22 protein-coding genes and 1 pseudogene are annotated in these 23346 nt (G+C 56.2%); 11 read left to right on the forward strand and 12 right to left on the reverse strand.

The window, feature by feature from the left end; genetic code table 11:
• Positions 1-92: 92 nt before the first annotated feature.
• The 5 genes from pcnB (at position 93) to panD (ending at position 4274) form a co-directional block, all read left to right on the forward strand.
• Positions 93-1490, forward strand: a complete 1398-nt coding sequence (pcnB, locus tag CSE01S_RS14655) for a polynucleotide adenylyltransferase PcnB (protein WP_204375587.1) — start codon at positions 93-95, stop codon at positions 1488-1490.
• Positions 1487-1966: a 2-amino-4-hydroxy-6-hydroxymethyldihydropteridine diphosphokinase gene (gene folK / locus CSE01S_RS14660; protein ID WP_042289938.1), complete on the forward strand. Its 480-nt coding sequence runs from the start codon at positions 1487-1489 to the stop codon at positions 1964-1966. Before pcnB ends, folK begins: the two co-directional genes overlap by 4 nt.
• Positions 1967-2084: 118 nt before the next feature.
• Positions 2085-2876 carry a 3-methyl-2-oxobutanoate hydroxymethyltransferase gene (gene panB, locus CSE01S_RS14665; protein WP_042289941.1) on the forward strand — a complete coding sequence of 264 codons (792 nt, stop codon included), beginning with the start codon at positions 2085-2087 and terminating at the stop codon, positions 2874-2876.
• Positions 2877-2887: 11 nt separating this feature from the next.
• Positions 2888-3742, forward strand: a complete 855-nt coding sequence (gene panC, locus CSE01S_RS14670) for a pantoate--beta-alanine ligase (protein WP_042289945.1) — start codon at positions 2888-2890, stop codon at positions 3740-3742.
• 151 nt (positions 3743-3893) lie between these two features.
• Positions 3894-4274: an aspartate 1-decarboxylase gene (panD, locus tag CSE01S_RS14675; protein WP_042289947.1), complete on the forward strand. Its 381-nt coding sequence runs from the start codon at positions 3894-3896 to the stop codon at positions 4272-4274.
• Positions 4275-4277: 3 nt separating this feature from the next.
• Here panD and CSE01S_RS14680 read toward each other — a convergent pair whose 3' ends face one another.
• The 4 genes from CSE01S_RS14680 to CSE01S_RS14695 form a co-directional block, all read right to left on the reverse strand.
• Positions 4278-5504 carry a polysaccharide deacetylase family protein gene (locus CSE01S_RS14680; RefSeq protein ID WP_042289951.1) on the reverse strand — a complete coding sequence of 409 codons (1227 nt, stop codon included), beginning with the start codon at positions 5502-5504 and terminating at the stop codon, positions 4278-4280.
• Positions 5505-5589: 85 nt separating this feature from the next.
• On the reverse strand, positions 5590-6030 hold the full coding sequence (locus tag CSE01S_RS14685; protein WP_042289954.1) for a PTS sugar transporter subunit IIA: 441 nt from the start codon (positions 6028-6030) through the stop codon (positions 5590-5592).
• A 105-nt stretch (positions 6031-6135) separates the two neighbouring features.
• Entirely contained in the window at positions 6136-6906 is a 771-nt protein-coding gene (locus CSE01S_RS14690) for an ABC transporter permease (protein WP_042289957.1), read from the reverse strand.
• Positions 6903-7829 (reverse strand): ABC transporter ATP-binding protein, encoded by a 927-nt coding sequence (locus CSE01S_RS14695; RefSeq protein WP_042289958.1) that lies wholly within the window; start codon positions 7827-7829, stop codon positions 6903-6905. Before CSE01S_RS14695 ends, CSE01S_RS14690 begins: the two co-directional genes overlap by 4 nt.
• A 108-nt stretch (positions 7830-7937) precedes the next feature.
• On the opposite strand from CSE01S_RS14695, the gene can reads away from it, so the two are divergent.
• Entirely contained in the window at positions 7938-8600 is a 663-nt protein-coding gene (gene can, locus CSE01S_RS14700; protein WP_042289961.1) for a carbonate dehydratase, read from the forward strand.
• A 41-nt stretch (positions 8601-8641) separates the two neighbouring features.
• Here can and hpt read toward each other — a convergent pair whose 3' ends face one another.
• Complete coding sequence (hpt, locus tag CSE01S_RS14705) at positions 8642-9178, reverse strand: hypoxanthine phosphoribosyltransferase (protein ID WP_042289964.1); 537 nt, start codon at positions 9176-9178, stop codon at positions 8642-8644.
• Positions 9179-9383: 205 nt separating this feature from the next.
• Between hpt and CSE01S_RS14710 the strand changes: the two genes are divergently transcribed.
• Positions 9384-11774: a glucose/quinate/shikimate family membrane-bound PQQ-dependent dehydrogenase gene (locus tag CSE01S_RS14710; protein WP_042289966.1), complete on the forward strand. Its 2391-nt coding sequence runs from the start codon at positions 9384-9386 to the stop codon at positions 11772-11774.
• Between the two features lie 64 nt (positions 11775-11838).
• Here the strand turns inward: CSE01S_RS14710 and cueO are convergent, their stop codons facing one another.
• Positions 11839-13398 carry a multicopper oxidase CueO gene (gene cueO, locus CSE01S_RS14715; RefSeq protein ID WP_042289969.1) on the reverse strand — a complete coding sequence of 520 codons (1560 nt, stop codon included), beginning with the start codon at positions 13396-13398 and terminating at the stop codon, positions 11839-11841.
• 166 nt (positions 13399-13564) lie between these two features.
• On the opposite strand from cueO, the gene CSE01S_RS14720 reads away from it, so the two are divergent.
• The 4 genes and pseudogenes from CSE01S_RS14720 to CSE01S_RS23385 all read left to right on the forward strand — a co-directional run.
• Entirely contained in the window at positions 13565-13912 is a 348-nt protein-coding gene (locus tag CSE01S_RS14720) for a YacC family pilotin-like protein (protein WP_042289971.1), read from the forward strand.
• 105 nt (positions 13913-14017) lie between these two features.
• A complete protein-coding gene (gene speE / locus CSE01S_RS14725) occupies positions 14018-14884 on the forward strand; it encodes a polyamine aminopropyltransferase (RefSeq protein WP_042289975.1) in 867 nt (288 codons plus the stop codon).
• A gap of 15 nt (positions 14885-14899) precedes the next feature.
• The gene (gene speD / locus CSE01S_RS14730; protein WP_042289978.1) at positions 14900-15694 is read left to right on the forward strand and encodes an adenosylmethionine decarboxylase; all 795 of its coding nucleotides are present in this window, start codon (positions 14900-14902) and stop codon (positions 15692-15694) included.
• Positions 15695-15786: 92 nt separating this feature from the next.
• A pseudogene (locus CSE01S_RS23385) lies at positions 15787-16035 on the forward strand (LysR substrate-binding domain-containing protein); the annotation flags it as partial.
• Here the strand turns inward: CSE01S_RS23385 and CSE01S_RS14735 are convergent.
• The 6 genes from CSE01S_RS14735 to acnB all read right to left on the reverse strand — a co-directional run bounded on the left by CSE01S_RS14735 (position 16010) and on the right by acnB (position 23331).
• Positions 16010-16780 carry a DeoR/GlpR family DNA-binding transcription regulator gene (locus tag CSE01S_RS14735; RefSeq protein WP_042289980.1) on the reverse strand — a complete coding sequence of 257 codons (771 nt, stop codon included), beginning with the start codon at positions 16778-16780 and terminating at the stop codon, positions 16010-16012. The pseudogene CSE01S_RS23385 and the gene CSE01S_RS14735 overlap by 26 nt on opposite strands.
• A 9-nt stretch (positions 16781-16789) precedes the next feature.
• Entirely contained in the window at positions 16790-17773 is a 984-nt protein-coding gene (locus CSE01S_RS14740; protein WP_082636854.1) for a D-threonate 4-phosphate dehydrogenase, read from the reverse strand.
• Positions 17763-19034: a D-threonate kinase gene (dtnK, locus tag CSE01S_RS14745; RefSeq protein ID WP_042289986.1), complete on the reverse strand. Its 1272-nt coding sequence runs from the start codon at positions 19032-19034 to the stop codon at positions 17763-17765. Before dtnK ends, CSE01S_RS14740 begins: the two co-directional genes overlap by 11 nt.
• Positions 19031-19984 carry a 2-keto-3-deoxygluconate permease 1 gene (locus CSE01S_RS14750; RefSeq protein WP_042289988.1) on the reverse strand — a complete coding sequence of 318 codons (954 nt, stop codon included), beginning with the start codon at positions 19982-19984 and terminating at the stop codon, positions 19031-19033. Before CSE01S_RS14750 ends, dtnK begins: the two co-directional genes overlap by 4 nt.
• 181 nt (positions 19985-20165) lie before the next feature.
• A complete protein-coding gene (yacL, locus tag CSE01S_RS14755; RefSeq protein ID WP_042289991.1) occupies positions 20166-20528 on the reverse strand; it encodes a protein YacL in 363 nt (120 codons plus the stop codon).
• 205 nt (positions 20529-20733) lie between these two features.
• The gene (gene acnB / locus CSE01S_RS14760; protein WP_042289993.1) at positions 20734-23331 is read right to left on the reverse strand and encodes a bifunctional aconitate hydratase 2/2-methylisocitrate dehydratase; all 2598 of its coding nucleotides are present in this window, start codon (positions 23329-23331) and stop codon (positions 20734-20736) included.
• Between the last annotated feature and the right edge of the window lie 15 nt (positions 23332-23346).

The following is a 23346-nucleotide window of genomic DNA, read 5'->3' on the forward strand; positions in this document are numbered from 1 at the left end:
GCTATTTTTGCTCGTTGTCTTTCGCATTTTCATAATCCGAAAGCCCGCGGGTAAATTGATTTGATTGATGATTGACACTACCGAGGTGCACTATTTTTACCCGAGTCGCTAATTTTTGCCGCAAGGTGCTAAGCCGCGAGGAGAGCGAGGCAGACACTGCCGTCGCCCGTCCACATATGACGGTCATCCCACGCGAGCAGCACGCTATTTCCCGCAAAGATATCAGTGAAAATGCCCTGAAGGTAATGTACAGGCTCAACAAAGCGGGATATGAAGCCTGGCTGGTTGGCGGCGGCGTCCGCGACCTGTTGCTGGGCAAAAAACCCAAAGATTTCGACGTGACCACCAACGCGACGCCGGATCAGGTACGCAAACTGTTCCGCAACTGTCGCCTGGTCGGTCGCCGATTCCGTCTGGCGCACGTGATGTTTGGTCCGGAAATTATTGAAGTCGCCACCTTCCGCGGTCACCACGAAGGCAGCGAGAGCGATCGCACGACCTCCCAACGTGGGCAAAACGGTATGCTGCTGCGCGACAATATTTTCGGCTCCATTGAAGAGGACGCCCAGCGCCGCGACTTTACCATTAATAGCCTGTATTACAGCGTCGCTGACTTTACTGTCCGTGATTACGTGGGCGGTATGAAGGATTTACAGGACGGCGTCATCCGTCTGATCGGCAATCCGGAAACCCGCTACCGTGAAGATCCGGTGCGGATGCTGCGCGCGGTGCGTTTCGCCGCCAAGCTGGACATGCGCATCAGCCCGGAAACCGCTGAGCCGATCCCGCGTCTGGCGACGCTGCTGAACGACATTCCGCCAGCCCGTCTGTTTGAAGAGTCGCTGAAGCTGCTCCAGGCAGGCTACGGCTACGAGACCTATCTTAAGCTGCGCGAATACAGCCTGTTCCAGCCGCTGTTCCCGACCATTACCCGCTATTTCACCGAAAACGGCGACAGCCCAATGGAGCGCATCATCGCCCAGGTGCTGAAGAACACCGATAACCGTATTCACAACGACATGCGGGTGAACCCGGCGTTCCTGTTTGCCGCCATGTTCTGGTACCCGTTACTGGAGATGGCGCAGAAAATCGCCCAGGAAAGCGGCCTGGCCTACTACGACGCATTCGCTCTGGCAATGAATGACGTGCTGGATGAGGCCTGCCGTTCGCTGGCGATTCCAAAACGCCTGACCTCACTGACCCGTGATATCTGGCAGCTTCAGCTACGGATGTCCCGCCGTCAGGGAAAACGCGCGTGGAAGCTCATGGAACATCCGAAATTCCGCGCGGCTTACGATCTGCTGGCGCTGCGCGCCGAAGCGGAAAAAAGCGCCGAACTGCAACGCCTGGCACAATGGTGGGGCGAATTCCAGGTCTCTGCGCCGCCAGAGCAGAAGGGCATGCTCAACGAACTGGATGAAGACCCGATGCCACGCCGCCGCAATCGTCGCCCGCGCAAACGCGCCCCGCGTCGCGAGGGTACCGCGTGACCCTCGCTTATATCGCGCTTGGCAGCAACCTGGCCTCCCCCCTGGAACAGGTTAATGCTGCCATAAAATCGATTGGCGACATTCCGCAGAGCCGGATTGTCGCCGTCTCCTCTTTTTACCGCACTGCGCCCTTAGGTCCCCAGGATCAGCCGGATTACCTGAACGCGGCGGTCGCGCTGGACACTGACCTTGCGCCGGAGACTCTGCTCGATCATACCCAACGGATTGAACTGCAGCAGGGGCGCGTACGCAAAGCCGAGCGCTGGGGTCCGCGCACGTTGGATCTCGACATTATGCTGTTTGGCGATCGTGTCATTCAGACCGAGCGCCTGACTGTTCCCCATTACGATATGCACAACCGCGGCTTTATGCTTTGGCCGCTGTATGAGATTGCGCCCGACCTGCGGTTTCCGGATGGAAAATCGTTACAACAACGCCTCGCCGAACTCGGCGAAGAAAAACCCGAACGCGGGTAAATCCCCCTCCCCTTTAGCGTTTACTGCTTTCACGCCAATCGATTGCTTAAAATAATTGCCCCCCTGAATGTGACTGTTAGAATGCCGATAAATATGACGTTCACCATCAGGAAATGTTATGAAACCAACCACTATCTCACTGTTGCAAAAGTGCAAACAGGAGAAAAAACGCTTCGCCACCATTACGGCTTACGACTACAGCTTCGCTAAGTTATTTGCCGACGAAGGCATCAACGTGATGCTGGTGGGCGACTCGCTGGGGATGACCGTTCAGGGCCATGACTCCACCCTTCCTGTTACCGTTGCGGATATCGCCTATCACACGTGCGCGGTACGTCGCGGCGCACCGAACTGCCTGCTGCTTTCTGACCTGCCGTTTATGGCGTACGCGACGCCGGAGCAGGCCTTTGAAAACGCGGCGGCGGTGATGCGCTCCGGGGCGAACATGGTCAAGATTGAAGGCGGCGCATGGCTGGCGGATACCGTAAAAATGCTCACCGAGCGTGCCGTTCCGGTCTGCGGTCACCTGGGGCTGACGCCGCAATCGGTCAATATTTTCGGCGGTTACAAGGTTCAGGGGCGCGGTGACGCCGGGCAAGCGCTGCTTGATGACGCGCTGGCGCTGGAAGCCGCGGGCGCACAGTTGTTGGTGCTCGAATGCGTGCCGGTTGAACTGGCAAAACGCATCACCGACGCGCTCACCATTCCGGTGATCGGCATTGGCGCGGGCAACGTGACTGACGGTCAGATTCTGGTGATGCATGACGCTTTCGGCATCACCGGCGGTCATATTCCGAAATTTGCCAAAAATTTCCTTACCGAAGCAGGCGACATGCGCGCCGCGGTGCGGCAGTATATTGCCGAGGTGGAGTCCGGCGTCTATCCGGGCGAAGAACACAGTTTCCATTAAGGAGTTTTGTTGTGTTGATAATTGAAACCCTGCCGCTGCTGCGCCAGCATATCCGCAGAGCCCGCCAGGAAGGAAAACGCATTGCGCTAGTTCCAACCATGGGCAACCTGCACGACGGTCATATGAAGCTGGTTGATGAAGCGAAAGCCCGCGCCGATATCGTGGTGGTCAGCATCTTCGTTAATCCGATGCAGTTCGACCGCCCGGACGATCTGGTGCGTTATCCGCGCACGCTGCAGGAGGACTGTGAGAAGCTGAACAAACGTAAAGTCGATTTTGTTTTCGCGCCGGCAGCCGATCAAATCTACCCGCAGGGCACCGAAGGCCAGACGTATGTTGATGTTCCTGGTCTTTCCACCATGCTGGAGGGCGCCAGCCGCCCGGGCCATTTCCGCGGCGTTTCCACCATCGTCAGCAAGCTGTTTAACCTCGTTCAGCCGGATATCGCCTGTTTCGGTGAAAAAGATTTTCAGCAACTGGCGCTGATCCGCAAAATGGTGGCCGATATGGGCTACGACATTGAAATCGTCGGCGTACCGATTATTCGCGCCAAAGACGGTTTAGCCCTCAGTTCACGCAATGGTTATTTGACCGCGGAGCAGCGCAAAATCGCCCCGGGTTTATACAAGGTCATGTGTGAGATTGGTGAAAAACTGCAGGCCGGCGAGCGCGAACTGGATGAAATGATCGCCCTTGCGGAAAAAGCCCTGAATGAGAAAGGCTTCCGCGCCGATGATATTCAGATCCGCGACGCCGACACCCTGCTTGCGCTGACGGAAACCAGCCAGCGGGCGGTCATTCTGGTGGCCGCGTGGCTGGGACAGGCGCGCCTGATTGACAACCAGACGGTAACATTAACCCAGTAGACAGGGGTTAAAAATCGGGCAATACTGCCTGAGAAAATTCTCAAGGCAGGGCGCGCCCTGCCGGGTTAACGACAGTACATACTCATCAATCTTCTCAGGCGTCCTGAATAGGGACAGCCTGAATGATGACGAATATTTTAAGGTAGACGTTATGATTCGCACTATGCTGCAGGGCAAACTCCACCGCGTGAAAGTGACTCAGGCGGACCTGCACTATGAAGGTTCCTGCGCCATCGATCAGGATTTCCTCGACGCCGCCGGGATCCTCGAAAATGAAGCTATCGATATCTGGAATGTATCGAATGGCAAACGCTTTTCCACCTATGCAATTGCCGCCGAGCGCGGTTCGCGCATTATCTCCGTCAACGGCGCGGCGGCGCATTGCGCCAGCGTGGGGGATATTGTGATCATCGCCAGCTTCGTCACCATGTCCGACGAAGAAGCGCGCCGCTGGCGGCCAAATGTCGCCTACTTTGAAGGCGACAATGAAATGAAACGCACCGCAAAAGCCATTCCGGTTCAGGTTGCCTGATATCTACCCCTGCGGCTGATTGCTGATCAGCCGCGACATCGTCTCCAGCGAGTCCGTTCTCAGGATGTACAGGCGCTTCAGCAAAAACGGATTATCTCCCGGCTTAACCTTCCCTTTTACCGTCGTCACCGCCAGATGAAATCCGGCGTCTTTCGCGGCCTTAACCGCCGTCGCGTTATAACCGCCAAACGGATACGAAAGGTAACGCACCTGCGGCGTAAACTGCGCCAGCGCCCGGCGTGACCGTTTGAAATCAAACAGAATATTATGGTGGCTGCGGCTTAACAGAATGGGATGACGATAGCCATCAACCCGATGCAAAAAGTGGGTATGCGACTGAAGGTCAAAAACATCACGGATGTGGTAAAGCTCGGAAACACTCATAAACTGTAGCGAACGTGGATCCCACTTCTGCGGTCGACCTTTTATGCGCGAGGTGATAATGAACGCGGTGGCCCTCATGCCGTACTGCTTCAACACCGGATACGCATAGCGGCTGACGGACTTGAGACCGTCATCAAAGGTAATGACCACCGCCTTCCCGGGCAGGTTCATTTTATTGCGCACATACCCTTCAAGCTGCGCCATAGTCAGCGTGGCGTAACCCTGGTCCCGCAGCCAGGTCATCTGGTTACTGAATGCCCGCACGCTGGTGGTTGTCGAAGTATGACGAAAGCGGGTGTTTTCTTCATCACGTAGAATGTGGTGGTAAGTGAGCACCGGCAGCCCCTTGTCCTCCTGGGCATCCAGCGCGCTTATCCAGGCCAGCCGCTCGCCAATGCGGATTTGATACCAGGTCTGGTTAAGCCGATCCTTCAGCTTACTGATGACGGGATAACGTAAGTTTTCCGCCAGCACGCCAAACGGCGCGCTGCCCACATTCGGGGCGTTGTAAACGGGCGTCGCTTTCCAGGTCACCAGGTTTTGGTTACTGAGTGGCTTATTGAGATCGCCTAAGCTGTCTTCAACCCGCTGTTTGCCCTGTACCGGCGCCAGGTGCCCTTTATCGATAAAGCCGGTTCCGAAGCCAAATGAAAATTCATAATAGTCAGCCGCCACGGGGATGACCGCAAGGATTTGCCCGGCGCGAATGTTCCCCACCGTTATCATTTTGTCGCCAATCTGCGCCCAGATCGCCGCATCTTCGGTGGTTTGCATATAACGGGCAGGCAACGCCGCGCTGACGACTGTAGAGACACACAGCAGCAGAAAGAGAAGGTATTTTTTCATGACACGAACCGGGAAAGAGACAACGCGAGGATTGTATCAATTCATCTCTGTGATCAAAATGCCCCAGCGCCTGTCCCGTCAGGCGCTAGCAGTCATACAGATCGTGCAACAGCACAAACGGTGGATTCTTTTGCTGCTGATGCCAGAGACTGGTTACCTCCGGCGCGCCACGCGACACAATATGATGGCGAAACGCCTCGCTGCTCATCGTTGCGCGGAAGGGGAGCATCTGCTCCAGCAGGGGAAAATGGATGCCGGAAATGACTTCACAACGGGGATGTTTGTGGCTCATCAGTGACGCCACCCGATACGGCGCAGCACCAGACGTATCGGTTAAAAATATGACGCCGTCGCCGGTATCCGTTTCGTGCAGCGCATCGCACAACATCCTGCTCAGCATGTTGGCGCTCAGACCGCGCCAGAAATTCACCGCCCGGCATTGCGCCAGTGGGCCATATTTCGTTTCCAGACGCTCCAGCAGTTCCTCTGCTTTATCGTCATGACAGGTAATCACCCAGCCTAACATTGTTCGCCTCCTTAGCAGGCAAGTAGTTTATCAGGGTGATAAATAGAGAATGATGACAGCGGTCAAATGTTATCCCCTCCCCGAACGGAGAGGGGAATGAGGCCATTAGCTACGCAGGCCGCGACCGCGCTGGATTAGCGTCCAGCACAGCAGATAAAACGCGACGATAAACACCACCAGCACACCGAACGTGGTCACCAGCGGCACATCGTGAATGCCGAGGAAACCGTAGCGGAAGCCGCTGATCATGTAGACGATAGGGTTCAGATGCGACAGCCCCTGCCAGAACGGCGGCAGCAGCGTCAGGGAGTAGAACACCCCGCCCAGATAGGTCAGCGGCGTCAGCACGAAGGTTGGGATCAGGCTGATATCGTCGAAGGTTTTTGCAAACACGGCGTTAAGCAGACCCGCCAGCGAAAACAGTACTGCGGTCAGCACCAGCGTCAGTGCGACAAACACCCACGAATGCACCTGAAAGGGCACGAAGAACAGCGAAATCGCCGTCACCAGAATACCCACGCATAAACCACGCGCCACGCCGCCGCCGACAAACCCGGCGATGATGACGTGGGTAGGCACCGGCGCCACCAGCAGTTCTTCGATGTTGCGCTGAAACTTGGCGCTGAAGAACGAAGAGGCAACGTTCGCGTAGGCGTTGGTAATGACCGCCATCATGATCAGGCCCGGCACGATAAACTGCATGTAGCTGAAGCCATGCATTTCGCCGATTCGCGAACCGATCAGGTTACCAAAAATAATAAAATACAGCGTCATGGTGATAACGGGCGGCACCAGCGTCTGCACCCAGATGCGCATGAAGCGATGAATTTCTTTCGCCCAGATACTTTTCAGCGCGACCCAGTAAAGCTGCATCATGCGCGATCTCCTTGTTTTTCATGAACCAGTGACACAAACAGCTCCTCAAGGCGGTTCGCTTTGTTACGCATGCTCAATACCTGAATGCCCTGCTCGCTGAGCTGGCTGAACACGCTGTTGATCCCTTGTTCGCGCAGGACTTCCACTTCCAGCGTGGAGGTATCCACCAGCCGGTATTGATAGCCGTTCAGCTTTGGCAGCGGGCTTTTCGGCGCCAGGTCGAGAATGAAGGTTTCGGATTTCAACTTCGACAACAGAGTCTTCATTGAGGTGTTTTCCACCAGCTCGCCATGCTGAATAATACCGATGTTGCGGCACAGCATTTCCGCTTCTTCCAGATAGTGGGTGGTGAGAATGATCGTGGTGCCTTTGTCGTTTAAATCCTTCAAAAAACCCCACATTGAGCGGCGAAGCTCAATATCCACCCCGGCGGTTGGCTCATCAAGAATCAACAGTTTCGGCTCATGCATCAGGGCGCGGGCGATCATCAGGCGACGCTTCATCCCGCCGGATAACATCCGCGCGCGTTCGTTACGCTTCTCCCATAAATCGAGCTGTTTCAGATACTTTTCGCTGCGCTCGACCGCTTCTTTACGTTCGACGCCGTAGTACCCCGCCTGATTCACGACAATTTGCTGCACCGTCTCAAAAGGGTTGAAGTTAAACTCCTGCGGCACCAGTCCCAGCTGGCGTTTGGCGTTGACAATATCTTTTTCAAGATCGTAGCCAAACACGCTAACGCGCCCGGATGTTTTGTTAACAAGCGAACTGATGATGCCGATGGTGGTCGACTTTCCTGCCCCGTTTGGTCCCAGAAGCGCATAAAAATCACCCGCTTCGACCTGCAAATCGATACCGCGCAGCGCCTGAACGCCCCCCGGATACGTTTTTTTAAGTTGTTGAAGTTCCAGTGCAATGGTCATAAATTTTTACTTACCTTACGTTCTTACACTTTATATGTGGTTTAAATAATCGCGGAGTTGCCCTATATTAGCCCAACGCACTTATTTGGTTACAGGTCGTTAACCTCCATGAAAGACATAGATACACTCATCAGCAACAATGCACTATGGTCAAAAATGCTGGTGGAAGAGGATCCCGGATTTTTTGAGAAACTGGCGCAAGCGCAGAAACCGCGCTTTCTATGGATTGGATGTTCCGACAGTCGCGTTCCCGCAGAACGTTTAACCGGACTCGAGCCGGGCGAATTATTTGTTCACCGTAATGTGGCCAACCTGGTCATCCACACCGATCTCAACTGCCTCTCTGTGGTGCAGTATGCCGTCGATGTGCTGGAAGTTGAACACATTATTATCTGCGGCCACTACGGATGTGGCGGCGTGCAGGCGGCGGTTGAAAACCCGGAACTGGGTTTAATCAACAACTGGCTGCTGCACATCCGCGATATCTGGTTCAAACATAGCTCATTGCTCGGTGAAATGCCGCAGGAGCGTCGGATGGACACCTTGTGTGAGCTGAACGTAATGGAACAGGTGTACAACCTGGGCCATTCCACCATCATGCAGTCGGCGTGGAAGCGCGGTCAGAAAGTGACGATTCACGGCTGGGCGTACGGTATTCACGACGGGTTGCTGCGCGATCTGGAAGTGACGGCCACCAACCGCGAGTCGCTGGAACAGCGGTATCGTCAGGGCGTGTCTAACCTCAGTAAGAAACACATCAATCACCGCTAATTGACCATGCCGGGCGGCAACGCCATCCGGCATGTCTTCGCTTACTCGTCCAGCAGAACCACTTTACCGACATACGGCAGATGGCGATAACGCTGCGCGTAATCAATGCCATAGCCCACCACGAACTCATCCGGAATCGAAAAACCGATAAATTCCACCGGCACGTTCACTTCACGACGGGAGGGTTTATCCAGCAGAGTGCAGATCGCCAGCGATTTCGGTTCGCGCAGCCCCAGGATCTCGCGCACTTTCGACAGTGTATTCCCGGAATCAATAATATCTTCCACAATCAGCACGTCTTTGCCGCGAATATCTTCGTCCAGGTCTTTGAGGATTTTCACGTCTCGGGTAGTAGACATGCCGCTACCGTAGCTGGAGGCGGTCATAAAATCGACTTCATGAGATACCTGCACTTCACGGCACAGGTCCGCCATAAACATGAATGACCCCCGCAGCAGACCCACCAGCACCATTTCACTGCCGCTGTCTTTATAACGTTCAGTAATCTGACGACCCAGTTCGGCAATACGCGCTTTGATCTCCGCTTCAGGGATCATGACTTCTACAGTATGTTTCATATCTCTAACCATATGATTTAAAAACAAATCACTCAATGCCTGCTCCAGATGAACCGGCATCGAAATGCAAGGCACGCAGTATACCAGTAAAAGTATTTATTCGCGGCATCTGTTGATAAAGCTCATTTTGTGATGACGATCACACATGTTAAATCCTATAATTAATTGCTATTAAAAATTTAACAAATTGAGATGGTGTCTTTTTATGGCTGAAAACAATGCACGTTCGCCACGGCTTCTCGTGACGCTAACGGCCCTCTTTGCCGCGCTCTGCGGGCTGTATTTACTGATCGGCGGCGGCTGGCTGGTCGCTATCGGCGGCTCCTGGTACTACCCGATCGCCGGTCTGGCGATGCTGGGCGTCGCCTGGCTGCTCTGGCGCAGCAAGCGCTCCGCGCTGTGGCTGTATGCCGCTCTGCTGCTCGCCACTCTGATCTGGGGCGTATGGGAAGTCGGCTTCGACTTCTGGGCGCTGACGCCGCGCAGCGACATTCTTGTCTTCTTCGGCATCTGGCTGATTTTACCTTTTGTCTGGCGTCGCCTGATAATTCCTTCCGGCGGCGCGGTCGCCGCCCTGCTGGTCGCCCTGCTGATCAGCGGCGGGATCCTGACCTGGGCGGGCTTCAACGATCCGCAGGAAATTGACGGCACGCTCAGCGCCGAGTCGACGCCAGCCGAACCTATCTCGCCGGTGGCTGACGGTGACTGGCCTGCCTACGGGCGCAACCAGGAAGGCCAGCGCTATTCACCGCTGAAGCAGATTAACGCCGATAACGTTCACAAGCTGAAGGAAGCGTGGGTGTTTCGTACCGGCGACCTGAAGCAGCCGGACGATCCGGGCGAACTGACTAACGAAGTCACGCCTATCAAAGTGGGTGACACGCTGTATCTGTGCACCGCCCACCAGCGACTGTTCGCGCTGGATGCGGCGACGGGGAAAGAGAAATGGCATTACGACCCGGAACTGAAACCGAACGAGTCTTTCCAGCACGTCACCTGCCGCGGCGTCTCCTACCATGAAGCGAAGGCCGACACGGCCTCTCCGGAAGTGATTGCCGACTGTCCGCGCCGCATCATCCTGCCGGTAAACGATGGACGTCTGATTGCGCTGAACGCGGAAAACGGCAAGCTGTGCGAAACCTTTGCCAACAAAGGCGTGCTGAACCTGCAAACCAATATGCCGGATCAAACGCCGGGTCTGTACGAACCGACCTCGCCGCCAATCATTACCGATAAAACGATTGTGATTGCCGGGTCGGTCACCGATAACTTCTCCACCCGCGAAACGTCCGGAGTGATCCGCGGTTTCGACGTTAACAACGGTAAACTGCTGTGGGCGTTCGATCCGGGCGCGAAAGATCCAAATGCCATTCCTTCGGATGAGCACACCTTCACCTTTAACTCACCGAACTCGTGGGCGCCTGCGGCCTATGATGCGAAGCTGGACCTGGTTTATCTGCCGATGGGCGTCTCCACGCCGGATATCTGGGGCGGCCACCGTACGCCGGAGCAGGAACGCTACGCCAGCTCCGTTCTGGCGCTGAATGCCACTACCGGTAAGCTCGCGTGGAGCTATCAGACCGTTCACCACGATCTGTGGGATATGGACCTGCCCGCTCAACCGACGCTGGCGGATATTACCGTCAACGGCCAGACCGTGCCTGTTGTCTACGCCCCGGCGAAAACCGGCAACATTTTTGTCCTTGACCGTCGTAACGGCAAGCTGGTCGTCCCGGCGCCGGAAACCCCGGTACCGCAGGGTGCCGCAAAAGGCGACTACGTCACCAAAACCCAGCCGTTCTCCGAGCTGAGCTTCCGTCCGACGAAAGATTTGACCGGTGCGGATATGTGGGGCGCCACCATGTTCGACCAGTTGGTGTGCCGCGTGATGTTCCACCAGTTGCGCTATGAAGGTATCTTCACCCCGCCATCTGAGCAGGGTACGCTGGTGTTCCCGGGTAACCTCGGGATGTTCGAATGGGGCGGTATCTCCGTCGATCCCAACCGTCAGGTGGCGATTGCCAACCCGATGGCGCTGCCGTTCGTTTCGAAGCTGATCCCGCGTGGTCCGGGTAACCCGATGGAGCAGCCGAAAGACGCCAAAGGCACCGGCACCGAGTCGGGTATTCAGCCACAGTACGGTGTGCCCTACGGCGTGACGCTGAATCCGTTCCTGTCACCGTTTGGTCTGCCGTGTAAGCAACCGGCCTGGGGGTATATCTCAGCGCTGGATCTGAAAACCAACGAAATCGTCTGGAAGAAACGCATTGGTACGCCGCAGGACAGTATGCCGTTCCCGATGCCGGTTCCGGTTCCCTTTAATATGGGAATGCCGATGCTCGGCGGACCTATCTCAACCGCCGGTAACGTGCTGTTTATTGCCGCGACTGCCGATAACTACCTGCGAGCTTATAACATGAGCAACGGGGAAAAACTGTGGCAGGGTCGTCTGCCCGCAGGGGGCCAGGCGACGCCGATGACCTATGAGGTCAACGGTAAGCAATACGTGGTGATTTCCGCCGGGGGTCACGGTTCGTTTGGTACGAAGATGGGCGACTATATTGTCGCGTATGCCCTACCGGACGGCGAGAAGTAACGCTTATGCCCGGGTAACGCCGGGCATACCGCCGGGGGCGCCATCACAGCCGCCCCCGGCATTTTTATACGGTAAATCCTAACATCATCCCCGTATCTTCATGTTCCAGCAGATGACAATGCGCCATATAAGCATGTTCTTTTGGCGCGTCGTGATCGAACTTCACTAACACTTCACTCACCCCGCCTTCAACCCGAACCGTGTCCTTCCATCCGCGGCGATGCGCCACTGGCGGCTGTCCATTTTCTGACAGAATACGGAACTGCGTACCGTGAATATGGAACGGATGCAGCATCATGTCGCCAACGCCAGAAATCACCCAACGCTCATGTTGTCCTTTGCTGGCGGCAAACATCGGTTTGTTCATGTCAAAGGCGACGCCGTTGATCATATTGGCATTGTGGAAGTCAACATGCCCGCCGTGGTTCATCTTATCCATACCGCCGTGCTGCATATGGCCCTTATGCCCCTGCATCTGGCCATGATTCATACCCGACATCGCCTGCGGACCATACTTCTTCATCAGCAATTGCATGCCCATCATGTCAAGCATCGGGTCCATAGATAGCTGCAATTTACGTACGGTCAACCCGTCAAGCGACGGCAGGGCTGGCAATGTCGCGAGCGTGTCCGGCAGCGTCCCGGAGGCGTTTACCGCCACTGGCTGAATGCGCATCACCGGGTGCGGCTTATCAAACGGCGCGACCGCCATCCCCATCTGGCTGACCGGCAGGGTCACAAGGTCGAACGGCTTACCGTCGCTCACGTCCACCAGCACCTCAAAGCGTTCGCCCATCAACATCGGCAGTTCAGCCACTTTTACCGGTTCAGGCAACAGGCCGCCATCGCTGGCAATGACATAGAATGGACGCTTATCGCTGGTCGCAAAATTAAGCGAACGGGCGTTACAACCGTTGAGTAGACGCAGACGCAGCCAGCCGCGCGGCGCAGCATGTTGTGGGTAAAGCGCCCCATTGGTCAGCAGCGTATCGCCAAACCATCCGACGGCGGCAGTCATGACGTCCAGTTGATAGTCTATCTGCCCGGCGTCGGTAAAGCGCTTGTCCTGAACAATGACCGGCACATCGTCAATGCCCCACTGTTTCGGCAACAGCAGTGTGTGGATCTCGTCGTCTTCAATCATCACCAGACCGGCCAGCCCCATCGCCACCTGACGCCCGGTTTTGCCATGCTGATGGGGATGAAACCAGCAGGTCGCCGCGCGCTGTTCGGGCGTAAAGGTCACGGTGCGTTTTCCCCCGGCGGGAATAATGCCCTGCGGGCCGCCATCCACGTCGCCGGGCACTTCCAGCCCATGCCAGTGCACCGTGGTCTCTTCCGCCAGTTGGTTATGAATATCCACCGTCACCGTTTTACCGCGCTGTAATTTCAGGGCCGGACCAAGCGCGTTGCCGTTATAACCCCAGGTCGTCGCCGTCTTCCCGGCAAACGTTGACTGCCCTGCCTGAATCGTCAACGAGAGACGATGACGGGCATCGTGAGTCAGAAGATTCGGAATGGGAAGCGCAGGGCGCTCAGCGGCAAAAACAGCGCGGCTCCACAGCGGCAAAGCCGACGCCACCCCAAGCGCCACAGAATATTTTAAGAAATCACGACGTTGCATAATCACTTCCTTATTTTGCAGCAGGCGAAAACAGCCTAATCCTTGAGCATAGACCCTCCCCTTACGGGAAGGTCAAGTTTATGACATCACGCTGAACAATAATAAAAGTCGTCGCCTTGCCAACAGTGTGCTAACGTTTAGTTTCCGTGATGCCGTGGTAGAAGCAATGAAGACGTTTTTCAGAACCGTGCTGTTCAGCAGTCTGATGGCTGTTTGCGCGAACAGTTATGCGCTCAGTGAATCTGAAGCCGAAGATATGGCCGATTTAACAGCCGTTTTTGTTTTTCTGAAAAATGACTGCGGCTACCAGAATTTACCCAACGGGCAAATTCGGCGCGCGCTGGTCTTTTTTGCTCAGCAAAACCAGTGGGACCTCAGTAATTACGACTCCTTCGATATGAAATCGCTCGGCGAAGACAGCTATCGCGATCTGAGCGGTATCGGTATTCCCGTCGCTAAAAAATGCAAAGCGCTGGCGCGCGACTCGCTGAGCCTGCTCGCCTACGTCAAATAAAATCATGCTACCCTGTTGTTGACATCATGACCGTGCATCCGCGGTCATAGTTAGCTATTATGTTGCGCCCTTTTTAACGGGTGTTAACAATGGAGGTATCAACCTTTGGCCGACAAACAGCAGTGGCATGAAACGCTACACGACCAGTTTGGACAGTACTTTGCCGTCGATAACGTGCTTTATCACGAGAAGACCGAACATCAGGATCTGATCATCTTCGAAAACGCCGCCTTTGGCCGCGTCATGGCGCTGGATGGGGTGGTGCAAACTACCGAGCGCGATGAGTTCATTTATCATGAAATGATGACACACGTTCCGCTACTGGCCCACGGCCACGCGAAGCACGTGCTGATTATTGGCGGCGGCGACGGTGCGATGCTGCGTGAAGTCACCCGCCACAAAAACGTTGAAACCATCACCATGGTGGAGATCGATGCGGGCGTGGTCTCTTTTTGCCGCCAGTATCTGCCTGCGCACAACGCTGGCAGCTATGACGATCCGCGTTTTACCCTGGTGATCGACGACGGCGTTAATTTCGTCAACCAGACGCAGCAAACCTTTGATGTGATCATCTCCGATTGCACCGATCCGATCGGCCCCGGCGAGAGCCTGTTCACCTCGGCGTTCTACGAAGGCTGCAAACGCTGCCTGACCCCCGGCGGGATCTTTGTCGCCCAGAACGGCGTATGCTTCCTGCAACAGGACGAAGCTGTCGACAGCCACCGCAAGCTCAGCCATTACTTCGCCGACGTCGGGTTTTATCAGGCAGCCATTCCCACCTATTATGGCGGCATCATGACCTTCGCCTGGGCGTCCGATAACGACGCGCTACGTAGCCTGTCGACCGAAATCATCCAGGCGCGTTTTCACAGCTCAGGTCTGAAGTGCCGCTATTACAACCCGGCTATCCATACAGCAGCCTTTGCCTTACCCCAGTATCTGCTAGACGCACTGACCGCCTCGTCGTCCTAAGGAGAAGATAAGAAATTGAAAAAACTGAAACTGCATGGCTTTAACAACCTGACCAAAAGTCTGAGTTTTTGTATTTATGATATCTGCTACGCCAAAACCGCCGAAGAGCGCGACGGCTACATCGCCTATATCGATGAACTGTATAACGCCAATCGTCTGACCGAAATCCTGTCAGAAACCTGCTCCATCATTGGCGCCAATATTCTGAACATCGCCCGTCAGGACTACGAACCGCAGGGCGCCAGCGTCACCATTCTGGTGAGCGAAGAACCCGTCGATCCGCGGCTTATCGATAACACCGAGCATCCAGGTCCCCTACCGGAAGCAGTGGTCGCCCATCTCGATAAAAGTCACATCTGCGTGCATACCTACCCGGAAAGCCACCCGGAAGGCGGTTTGTGCACCTTCCGCGCGGATATCGAAGTGTCAACCTGCGGCGTGATTTCCCCGCTTAAAGCGCTAAATTACCTGATCCACCAGCTTGAGTCCGATATCGTGACCATCGACTACCGTGTTCGCGGCTTTACCCGCGACATTAACGGCATGAAGCACTTCATCGACCATGAGATCAACTCCATTCAGAACTTTATGTCTGAAGACATGAAGTCGCTGTATGACATGGTGGACGTCAATGTGTACCAGGAAAATATTTTCCATACCAAAATGCTGCTTAAAGAGTTCGATCTTAAGCACTATATGTTCCATACCCGACCGGAAGATCTGACCGAAGTCGAGCGCAAAGACATTACCGCGGCGCTCTGGAAAGAGATGCGTGAGATTTACTACGGGCGCAATATCCCGGCGGTGTAACGTTTACCAACGTGCCGGATGGCGTCATCCGGCAAATCGGTTCTGCGTTTCGCCCGAAGTGTTTCGCCCGATATGGACATGACCGTGGTCGGCCCCGCCAGGGACGATGGGCGCTATCTGACAGTGATATGGAAGCGCAGGCGGCAAGTTTAGGCCCCGATCTGGCCTATGTCCCCGAGGAGTGAGTTCGAGAAAATTTAGCCCACGGCAGGCTCATCCGGACGCTACAGAACCACAGTTTTCGCCTGGAAGGGGCGTTTTTGTATTATCCGCGTCGCAACGTGTCGCCCGCCCTGAGAGCGGTGATCGCTCCCTTTAAAATTCAGGCTGTACCAGCGTAAGAGCCACGGAGTGGGCTTTCAGCTCAGCCTGGACAGGGAAGGGCAGATTCACATCGGTCACCACATCGGTAAAACGGCTCAGCGGCGCTACGTTGAACAGCGAATGCGCGCCATATTTGCTGCTGTCGGCCAGCAGAACCTTGCGTTGGGCGTTAGCGATAATCTCCTGCTTCAGTCCTGCCTTGTCTTCCGTCGGCGTCGTGACGCCCTTTTCCATACTCCAGGTGTTACAGCTCATGAAGGCGATATCGGGATAGACGCTACGCAACATTTTGCGACCAAACTCGCCGATGCAGGACTGACTGCTGTCATCAATGCGGCCACCCACAATGGTGACTTCAATCTGGCGAAACTCGGACAAAAACAGGGCGATATGCAGATCGACGGTGATCACCCTGAGCGGCAGATGAGTCAGGCATTTTGCCAACTCCAGCATGGTGGTGCCGGCATCCAACACCACTGCGTCGCCCGCCTGTACCATTGAGGCGGCAAAACGCGCGATCGCCCGCTTTTCAGCAGGCGATCGTAATTGCTTTTCATTGGTTGTGGGTTGCGCCGGTTCAAAACGACGCAGAGCAACACCGCCGTGGCTGCGGCTGATCACGCCCTGTTCATCCAGCTTGATCAGATCGCGTCGGATCGTCGCGGGCGATGCTTCTACCGCATCTACCAGCTGTTCCACGGTCACCAGCGTATGATTTTTCAAATACGCCACAATCTTATCCAGACGGTGTTGTCCTTTCATAACAGGAAATTACGCCAGTTGCATTGCCAGTTTAATCGATACGGCCATGCTCTCAGATTTTGCTTTTCCCGTCCAGGCGATATCAAACGCCGTCCCGTGATCGGCAGAGGTACGAATAAACGGCAGACCAGCGGTGATGTTCACGCCATCATAGAAACCGAGCAGTTTGAGCGGAATATGCCCCTGATCGTGGTACATCGCCACCACCATGTCATATTGGCCTTCGTACGCCTGTAAAAACACGGTGTCCGGCGGACATGGGCCGTAAACGTCTGTTCCCTTCGCCTTCATGTTTTCAATGGCTGGCGACACAATGCGAATTTCTTCATCGCCAAACAGACCGTTTTCACCTGCATGGGGATTGACCCCGGCAACGGCGATGCGCGGTTGGGCGAAACCAACACGCTTCAGGAAGCGATCCGCGATGCCGATGACCGTCTCCACGCGTTGTCCGTTGAGGGTGTCGAGAAACTTGCGTAACGCAATATGGGTCGAAACGTGAATCACCTTCAGCTTGTCGGTGTAAAGCACCATCGCATAGTCACGGCTCTCGGTCAGCGTCGCTAACAGTTCGGTATGTCCCGGGTAATGATGCCCCGCCAGATGCAGCGCTTCTTTATTCAGCGGCGCGGTGGCGATGGCGTGTACATCGCCTTTCAGTGCCAGCTCTGTCGCACGTTTTACGCAACGGTAGGCCAGATCGCCCGCCTCGGCCTGCACTTTACCTGGCTCCAGCGCCTCCGGCTGCGCCAGCGGCTCGTCGATGACGTGAATCACGCCCGGCGTAAATCGCGCCTGCGTGACACCGTCAATCGCGCGAAAGGTCACCCCTTCCGCCAGCCCTTTGGCCTGCAAACGTTTGAGGGTTTGCAGGCATCCCACCACCACCAGCGGCGCGCCGTTAAGTTCATCTTCACAAAGCGCTTTGACAATGATTTCCGGACCGATACCCGCCGGATCGCCCATCGTAATCGCAATTGTTTTAGTTACCACTGTACATCTCCTCAATAAAATAAAGCGCATCACAAAGGGTGCTGTCTGAACCGAATCCGCCTGCTTTCGTGATCACCGGAAGGTCGTCGATTTCGCTGTTCACAAACGTCCCGCAGGGAATGCAGGGCGCGACCTCGCTCTGGATGCGATAGCCTTCCGCGCCAAGCGCGCTGGCAACCGCAGTGGCGATATCTCCTCCGGTCAGGAACAGCCCGCCAATACGCGCCTGTTCGATAATGCGCAGCGTAATGGTCCCGAGGCGTTGGCTGAGCATCTCACCAAGCTGCTGGCGGCTCACGCCTGCTTCAGTACACAGCGCGTCGATCATCTGCCGATCGTCCGCGCTCCGGCTGGTGCGGAGAATCGTGTGCTGCTGGCGGCCGAGCAGCGCGCAGGCCTGCTCCACCACCGCGGCGATTTCCTGTTCGGCCTGCGCCGAAATCAGCCGTGAGGCATCAATGTCCACCACGCTGGCGCGCGCCTGGCAGAGCGCTTTTTCAACCTGCCGCCGCGTGGCTTCGCTCATCGACCCCGCCACCACCAGCACCGGCAGTTCCTGCTTCTCCTGCATGAACATTCTGACCGGTAGCGCGTTCGCCAGTCCGGCAGCGCCGACCAGCAGCGGCAGCGTAGCCTGTTCACAAATAGCCTGGGCAATCAGCGACAGATCGCGATCTTCTACCGCATCGACCACCACCATACATTCCCCCTCGGCGGCAAAAGCCCTCAGCAACGCGCTGAGCTGTCCGCGTCGCACGTCATCGAGCGACACGTCATGTACCGGGATATCGCTTTGTAGCGCAATCAGCTCCGCAATGCGCGAGGAGAGAATCGGCGTTTTCGGATCGCTGGCAAATTCGGTTTCCAGTAGCGGCGTACCGTTGACCAGACATAATCCGTCACGGGTGGTGCGCCCGGCAGCGGGGATCGCCGCCGCGATCACCGCCAGCGTCCGGTTGGCGGCTCGCATCGCCGCCGTCACTTCCGCGCCGACGTTGCCGCGAAAGGTGGAATCAATTTTCTTGTATACCAGCGGGAGCGTCTCACCTTCGCACCAGGGCGCTAATGCCTGCGCTACCGCTTTCGCCGCCTGCTCTGCGGGTATCGCGCGGCTTTCGGTGTTGATCACCAGCACATCGGCACGACGCGAGGGCTTTTGCTCCGGCGTCAGCATCACCTCGGTGCGCGCCCCTTTCTTCGCCAACTGCACGCCGGTATCGTTAGAGCCCGTAAAGTCATCGGCGATAACGATCATCTTCATGCTTTTTTCTCCTCAGCGACCTGACGCGCCTGCTTTTTGGCGACCCACGAGGTCAGGACAGGCGTCAGAATCGCGGTTGTGATCACCGATGCGGCAATCAGCGGGGCGGCAGCGGCAGCTACTTCCGCCAGCGACGGGTCTGCCTGGGCAATCGCCAGCGGCGTCGCCACCGCGTTCCCGGCGGTGCTGGAGGCCGCCGCGCCGGCAATGCCGGTTCCCCCCACCAGACGGTCGGCGCGAATGTTAAAGAAACCGCCGACGAAGGTGGTCAGTACGCCAAGCAGAATGCCTGCCAGACCGCCCTGCAGCAGCATTTCAAGGTTGATCCCCGCACCCAGCGCAAACGCGAAGAATGGGATCAACAGTGGCCCCCCTTTGGTCAGGAAGTCGCGCATGTTGGGATCAAGGTTACCGAGGATCATCCCCACCACCAGCGGAACCAGCACCGCGACCAGCGCCATGATCGGTATGTTCGCCATACCCGCCGCGCCCAGCGCGATCATCGTAAAGAACGGCCCGTCATTCAGAGACAGAATTGAAATAGCGCCGACATCACGCTCGTTGCCAAACTCCCCCACCAGCGCCGCGTAAAGCCCGCCGTTTGAGTTACTCATCGCCGCAATGATTGCCACGCCGCTTAAGCCGAAGATCCCTTCCGCACCGAACAGATGCTCAACGCCCAGGCCAATCGCAATGGCGACCAGCAGTTTGGTCAGGGTTATCGTACCGCCCTGCAACAACGCCTGAGGTGCGGCTTTCACGCTAATCCCCGCCCCCATACAGAGCAGGAAGGCGCCAATCAGCGGCGCCGCGCCGTTTTTGAACAGCGCGGTGGTGAACCCGCCGATCTCCAGCGCCTGTGGGGCAAAGGTATTGATAATGGCGCCGATCACCAGTGGCACAACCATCATGCCGCCGGGTACGCGTTCTATTGCCTTTTTGATGTTCATGGTCTTCCCGCCTGTTGTTATGTTGTGATTAAATAAAATCACAAAGATTATATTTAATCAAATTTAAAGCACAAACGCGCCAGATCACAGATTCAAAATGATTAATAAAAATCAACAAGGACTTTTACGGTTAAAAAAAAGCCGGACACTGGCGTCCGGCCTTGTGGATGATTGAATTCACTCAGGATTGCGCTAAAAAATCCCGATAAGCCCGCACCACCTGAAGAAAATCCTCCACGCCGCACAGCGACAGGCTCTCTTCATCGTAGTAGTTCATGCCTTCTTCCATCTCATCGCCCGTAAACTCCAGCTGGTTCGCGCGGATCATCACCTCCTCGCCGTCCATCCAGAGCGTGTATTCATGACCCGCCCGCTGCCAGGAACGTTCACTGCCTTTTACCGCGCGTGCGGCCTGCTCCACTTCATCGAGCAACGCCAGGTTATCCTTCACTTCTTCATTAAACCAGTGCCCGACCACTTCGTGGCCCATCGACATACGCACTTTTACCCCACCGGTAACATCGCGCAGAAATTCGTAATCCATAAGGTGTTCCTCTGCAAAGCCCTTGAGCTAATTATCGCAGCAGAGAGGAAGAAAAAAAGCGTGAGAGGCGGGAGGAATGAAAATAAAAAACCCACCGCCGTTGCGATGGGTTGTCTCAGCCTGTGGGCCTGATAAGCGCAGCCGTCAGATTAACCCGTACCGGATGGCGGCGTAACGCCTGTCCGGCACGGGAAAACCATCAAAACTACACTGCCGTCTGGAAGATCACCCCGTCAGCTTTCTCGGTGTACTGAGACAACTGGTCGAAGTTCAGGTAGCGGTAAGTATCGACAGCGGTTTTATCCACCTGCGCTACATAGGTTTGATACTCTTCCGGCGTCGGCAGTTTACCGATCAGCGCCGCAACCGCCGCCAGCTCCGCAGAAGCCAGGAAGACGTTCGCCCCGGTCCCCAGACGATTCGGGAAGTTACGCGTAGAGGTGGAGACCACCGTCGCGCCGTCAGCCACGCGCGCCTGGTTACCCATGCACAGCGAACAGCCCGGAATTTCGATACGCGCGCCGCTCTTACCGAAGACGCTGTAATAGCCCTCTTCCGTGAGCTGCGCGGCATCCATGCGGGTTGGCGGCGCGACCCACAGACGGGTCGGCAACTGGCCTTTGTGCGCATCCAGCAGCTTACCGGCCGCACGGAAGTGACCGATGTTAGTCATACAGGAACCGATAAACACTTCATCGATCTTCTCGCCCTGTACGTCGGAAAGCAGACGCGCATCGTCCGGATCGTTTGGCGCACACAGGATCGGCTCTTTGATATCCGCCAGATCGATGTCGATTACCGCCGCGTACTCTGCGTCAGCATCGGCTTCCAACAACTGCGGATCCGCCAGCCATTTTTCCATGCCCTGAATACGGCGTTCCAAAGTGCGACGATCGCCGTAGCCTTCCGCAATCATCCACTTCAGCAGGACGATGTTGGAGTTCAGATACTCAATGATCGGCTCTTTGTTCAGCTTGATGGTGCAACCGGCAGCAGAACGCTCGGCAGAGGCGTCGGTCAGCTCGAACGCCTGCTCGACTTTCAGATCCGGCAGACCTTCGATTTCCAGGATGCGGCCAGAGAAGATGTTTTTCTTACCTTTCTTCTCAACGGTCAGCAGACCCTGTTTGATGGCATACAGCGGGATCGCATGAACCAGATCGCGCAGGGTGATGCCCGGCTGCATTTTGCCCTTAAAGCGCACCAGCACGGACTCAGGCATGTCGAGAGGCATCACGCCGGTCGCCGCGGCAAACGCCACCAGGCCGGAGCCCGCCGGGAAGGAGATGCCGATCGGGAAACGGGTATGGGAGTCACCGCCGGTACCCACGGTATCCGGCAGCAGCATACGGTTGAGCCAGGAGTGGATCACGCCATCGCCCGGACGCAGCGATACGCCGCCACGGTTCATGATGAAGTCCGGCAGCGTGTGGTGCGTGGTGACGTCGACCGGCTTCGGATACGCCGCAGTGTGGCAGAAGGACTGCATGACCAGATCAGAGGAGAAGCCCAGGCACGCCAGGTCTTTCAGTTCATCACGTGTCATTGGGCCGGTGGTGTCCTGAGAACCAACGGAAGTCATCTTCGGCTCGCAGTACGCGCCAGGACGGACACCGGTTACACCGCAGGCGCGGCCAACCATTTTCTGCGCCAGCGAGAAGCCGCGGCTGCTTTCCGCTACATCTTTCGCCTGACGGAACACGTCTGAATGCGGCAGGCCCAGCGCTTCGCGCGCTTTGGTGGTCAGGCCACGACCGATGATCAGCGGGATACGGCCACCGGCGCGCACTTCGTCGATCAGCACGTCCGTTTTTAACTCAAACGTGGCCAGCAGTTCGTTGGTTTCATGGTTACGCACTTCCCCTTTGTACGGGTAAACGTCAATCACGTCGCCCATGTTCAGGTTGCTCACATCCACTTCAATTGGCAGCGCGCCCGCGTCTTCCATGGTGTTAAAGAAGATAGGAGCGATTTTACCGCCGAGGCACAGGCCGCCGCCGCGCTTGTTCGGCACGTGCGGAATGTCATCGCCCATGAACCACAACACCGAGTTGGTGGCGGATTTACGGGAAGAGCCGGTCCCCACGACGTCGCCGACGTAGGCCAACGGGAAGCCTTTTTGCTGCAGGGCTTCGATTTGTTTGATCGGACCGACCACGCCAGGCTGATCCGGTTCGATACCTTCACGGGCGTTTTTCAGCATCGCTAACGCGTGCAACGGGATATCCGGGCGGGACCAGGCGTCCGGCGCCGGGGACAGATCGTCGGTGTTGGTTTCACCGGTCACCTTAAAGACGGTAACGGTCATTTTTTCGGCCAGCGGCGGACGGTTCAGGAACCATTCGGCATCCGCCCACGACTGCATCACCTGTTTTGCAAATACGTTACCCGCTTTGGCTTTTTCTTCCACATCGTAGAAGTTATCGAACATCAGCAGGGTATGGGACAGCGCTTTGGCGGCAATCGGCGCCAGCGTGTCGTTGTCGAGCGCGTCGATCAGCGGATGGATGTTGTAACCACCCTGCATGGTGCCAAGCAGTTCGATGGCTTTTTCTGGCGTAACCAGCGGGGAGGTCGTTTCGCCTTTGGCGACGGCAGCGAGAAAACCCGCTTTAACGTAGGCGGCTTCATCGACGCCAGGGGGAACACGGTTGATTAACAGGTCTAACAGGAATTCTTCTTCACCCGCTGGCGGGTTTTTCAGCAGCTCGACGAGCGCGGCCATTTGGGTTGCATCTAAGGGTTTGGGCACAATCCCCTCGGCGGCACGTTCAGCTACGTGCTTACGGTATTCTTCTAGCACGACGGTTCTCCTCGC

The sequence above is a fragment of the Citrobacter sedlakii NBRC 105722 genome (assembly GCF_000759835.1).
Taxonomy (GTDB): Bacteria; Pseudomonadota; Gammaproteobacteria; order Enterobacterales; family Enterobacteriaceae; genus Citrobacter_A; species Citrobacter_A sedlakii.

Coding starts and splice junctions, on each gene's coding strand:
- CSE01S_RS14735 (WP_042289980.1), bottom strand. CDS start 16,780: ATGAAAGGACAACACCGTCTGGATAAGATTGTGGCGTATTTGAAAAAT.
- panD (WP_042289947.1), top strand. CDS start 3,894: ATGATTCGCACTATGCTGCAGGGCAAACTCCACCGCGTGAAAGTGACT.
- dtnK (WP_042289986.1), bottom strand. CDS start 19,034: ATGAAGATGATCGTTATCGCCGATGACTTTACGGGCTCTAACGATACC.
- cueO (WP_042289969.1), bottom strand. CDS start 13,398: ATGCAACGTCGTGATTTCTTAAAATATTCTGTGGCGCTTGGGGTGGCG.
- CSE01S_RS14690 (WP_042289957.1), bottom strand. CDS start 6,906: ATGATGCAGCTTTACTGGGTCGCGCTGAAAAGTATCTGGGCGAAAGAA.
- CSE01S_RS14750 (WP_042289988.1), bottom strand. CDS start 19,984: ATGAACATCAAAAAGGCAATAGAACGCGTACCCGGCGGCATGATGGTT.
- hpt (WP_042289964.1), bottom strand. CDS start 9,178: ATGAAACATACTGTAGAAGTCATGATCCCTGAAGCGGAGATCAAAGCG.
- yacL (WP_042289991.1), bottom strand. CDS start 20,528: ATGGATTACGAATTTCTGCGCGATGTTACCGGTGGGGTAAAAGTGCGT.
- CSE01S_RS14720 (WP_042289971.1), top strand. CDS start 13,565: ATGAAGACGTTTTTCAGAACCGTGCTGTTCAGCAGTCTGATGGCTGTT.
- CSE01S_RS14695 (WP_042289958.1), bottom strand. CDS start 7,829: ATGACCATTGCACTGGAACTTCAACAACTTAAAAAAACGTATCCGGGG.
- CSE01S_RS14680 (WP_042289951.1), bottom strand. CDS start 5,504: ATGAAAAAATACCTTCTCTTTCTGCTGCTGTGTGTCTCTACAGTCGTC.
- CSE01S_RS14685 (WP_042289954.1), bottom strand. CDS start 6,030: ATGTTAGGCTGGGTGATTACCTGTCATGACGATAAAGCAGAGGAACTG.
- CSE01S_RS14710 (WP_042289966.1), top strand. CDS start 9,384: ATGGCTGAAAACAATGCACGTTCGCCACGGCTTCTCGTGACGCTAACG.
- can (WP_042289961.1), top strand. CDS start 7,938: ATGAAAGACATAGATACACTCATCAGCAACAATGCACTATGGTCAAAA.
- panB (WP_042289941.1), top strand. CDS start 2,085: ATGAAACCAACCACTATCTCACTGTTGCAAAAGTGCAAACAGGAGAAA.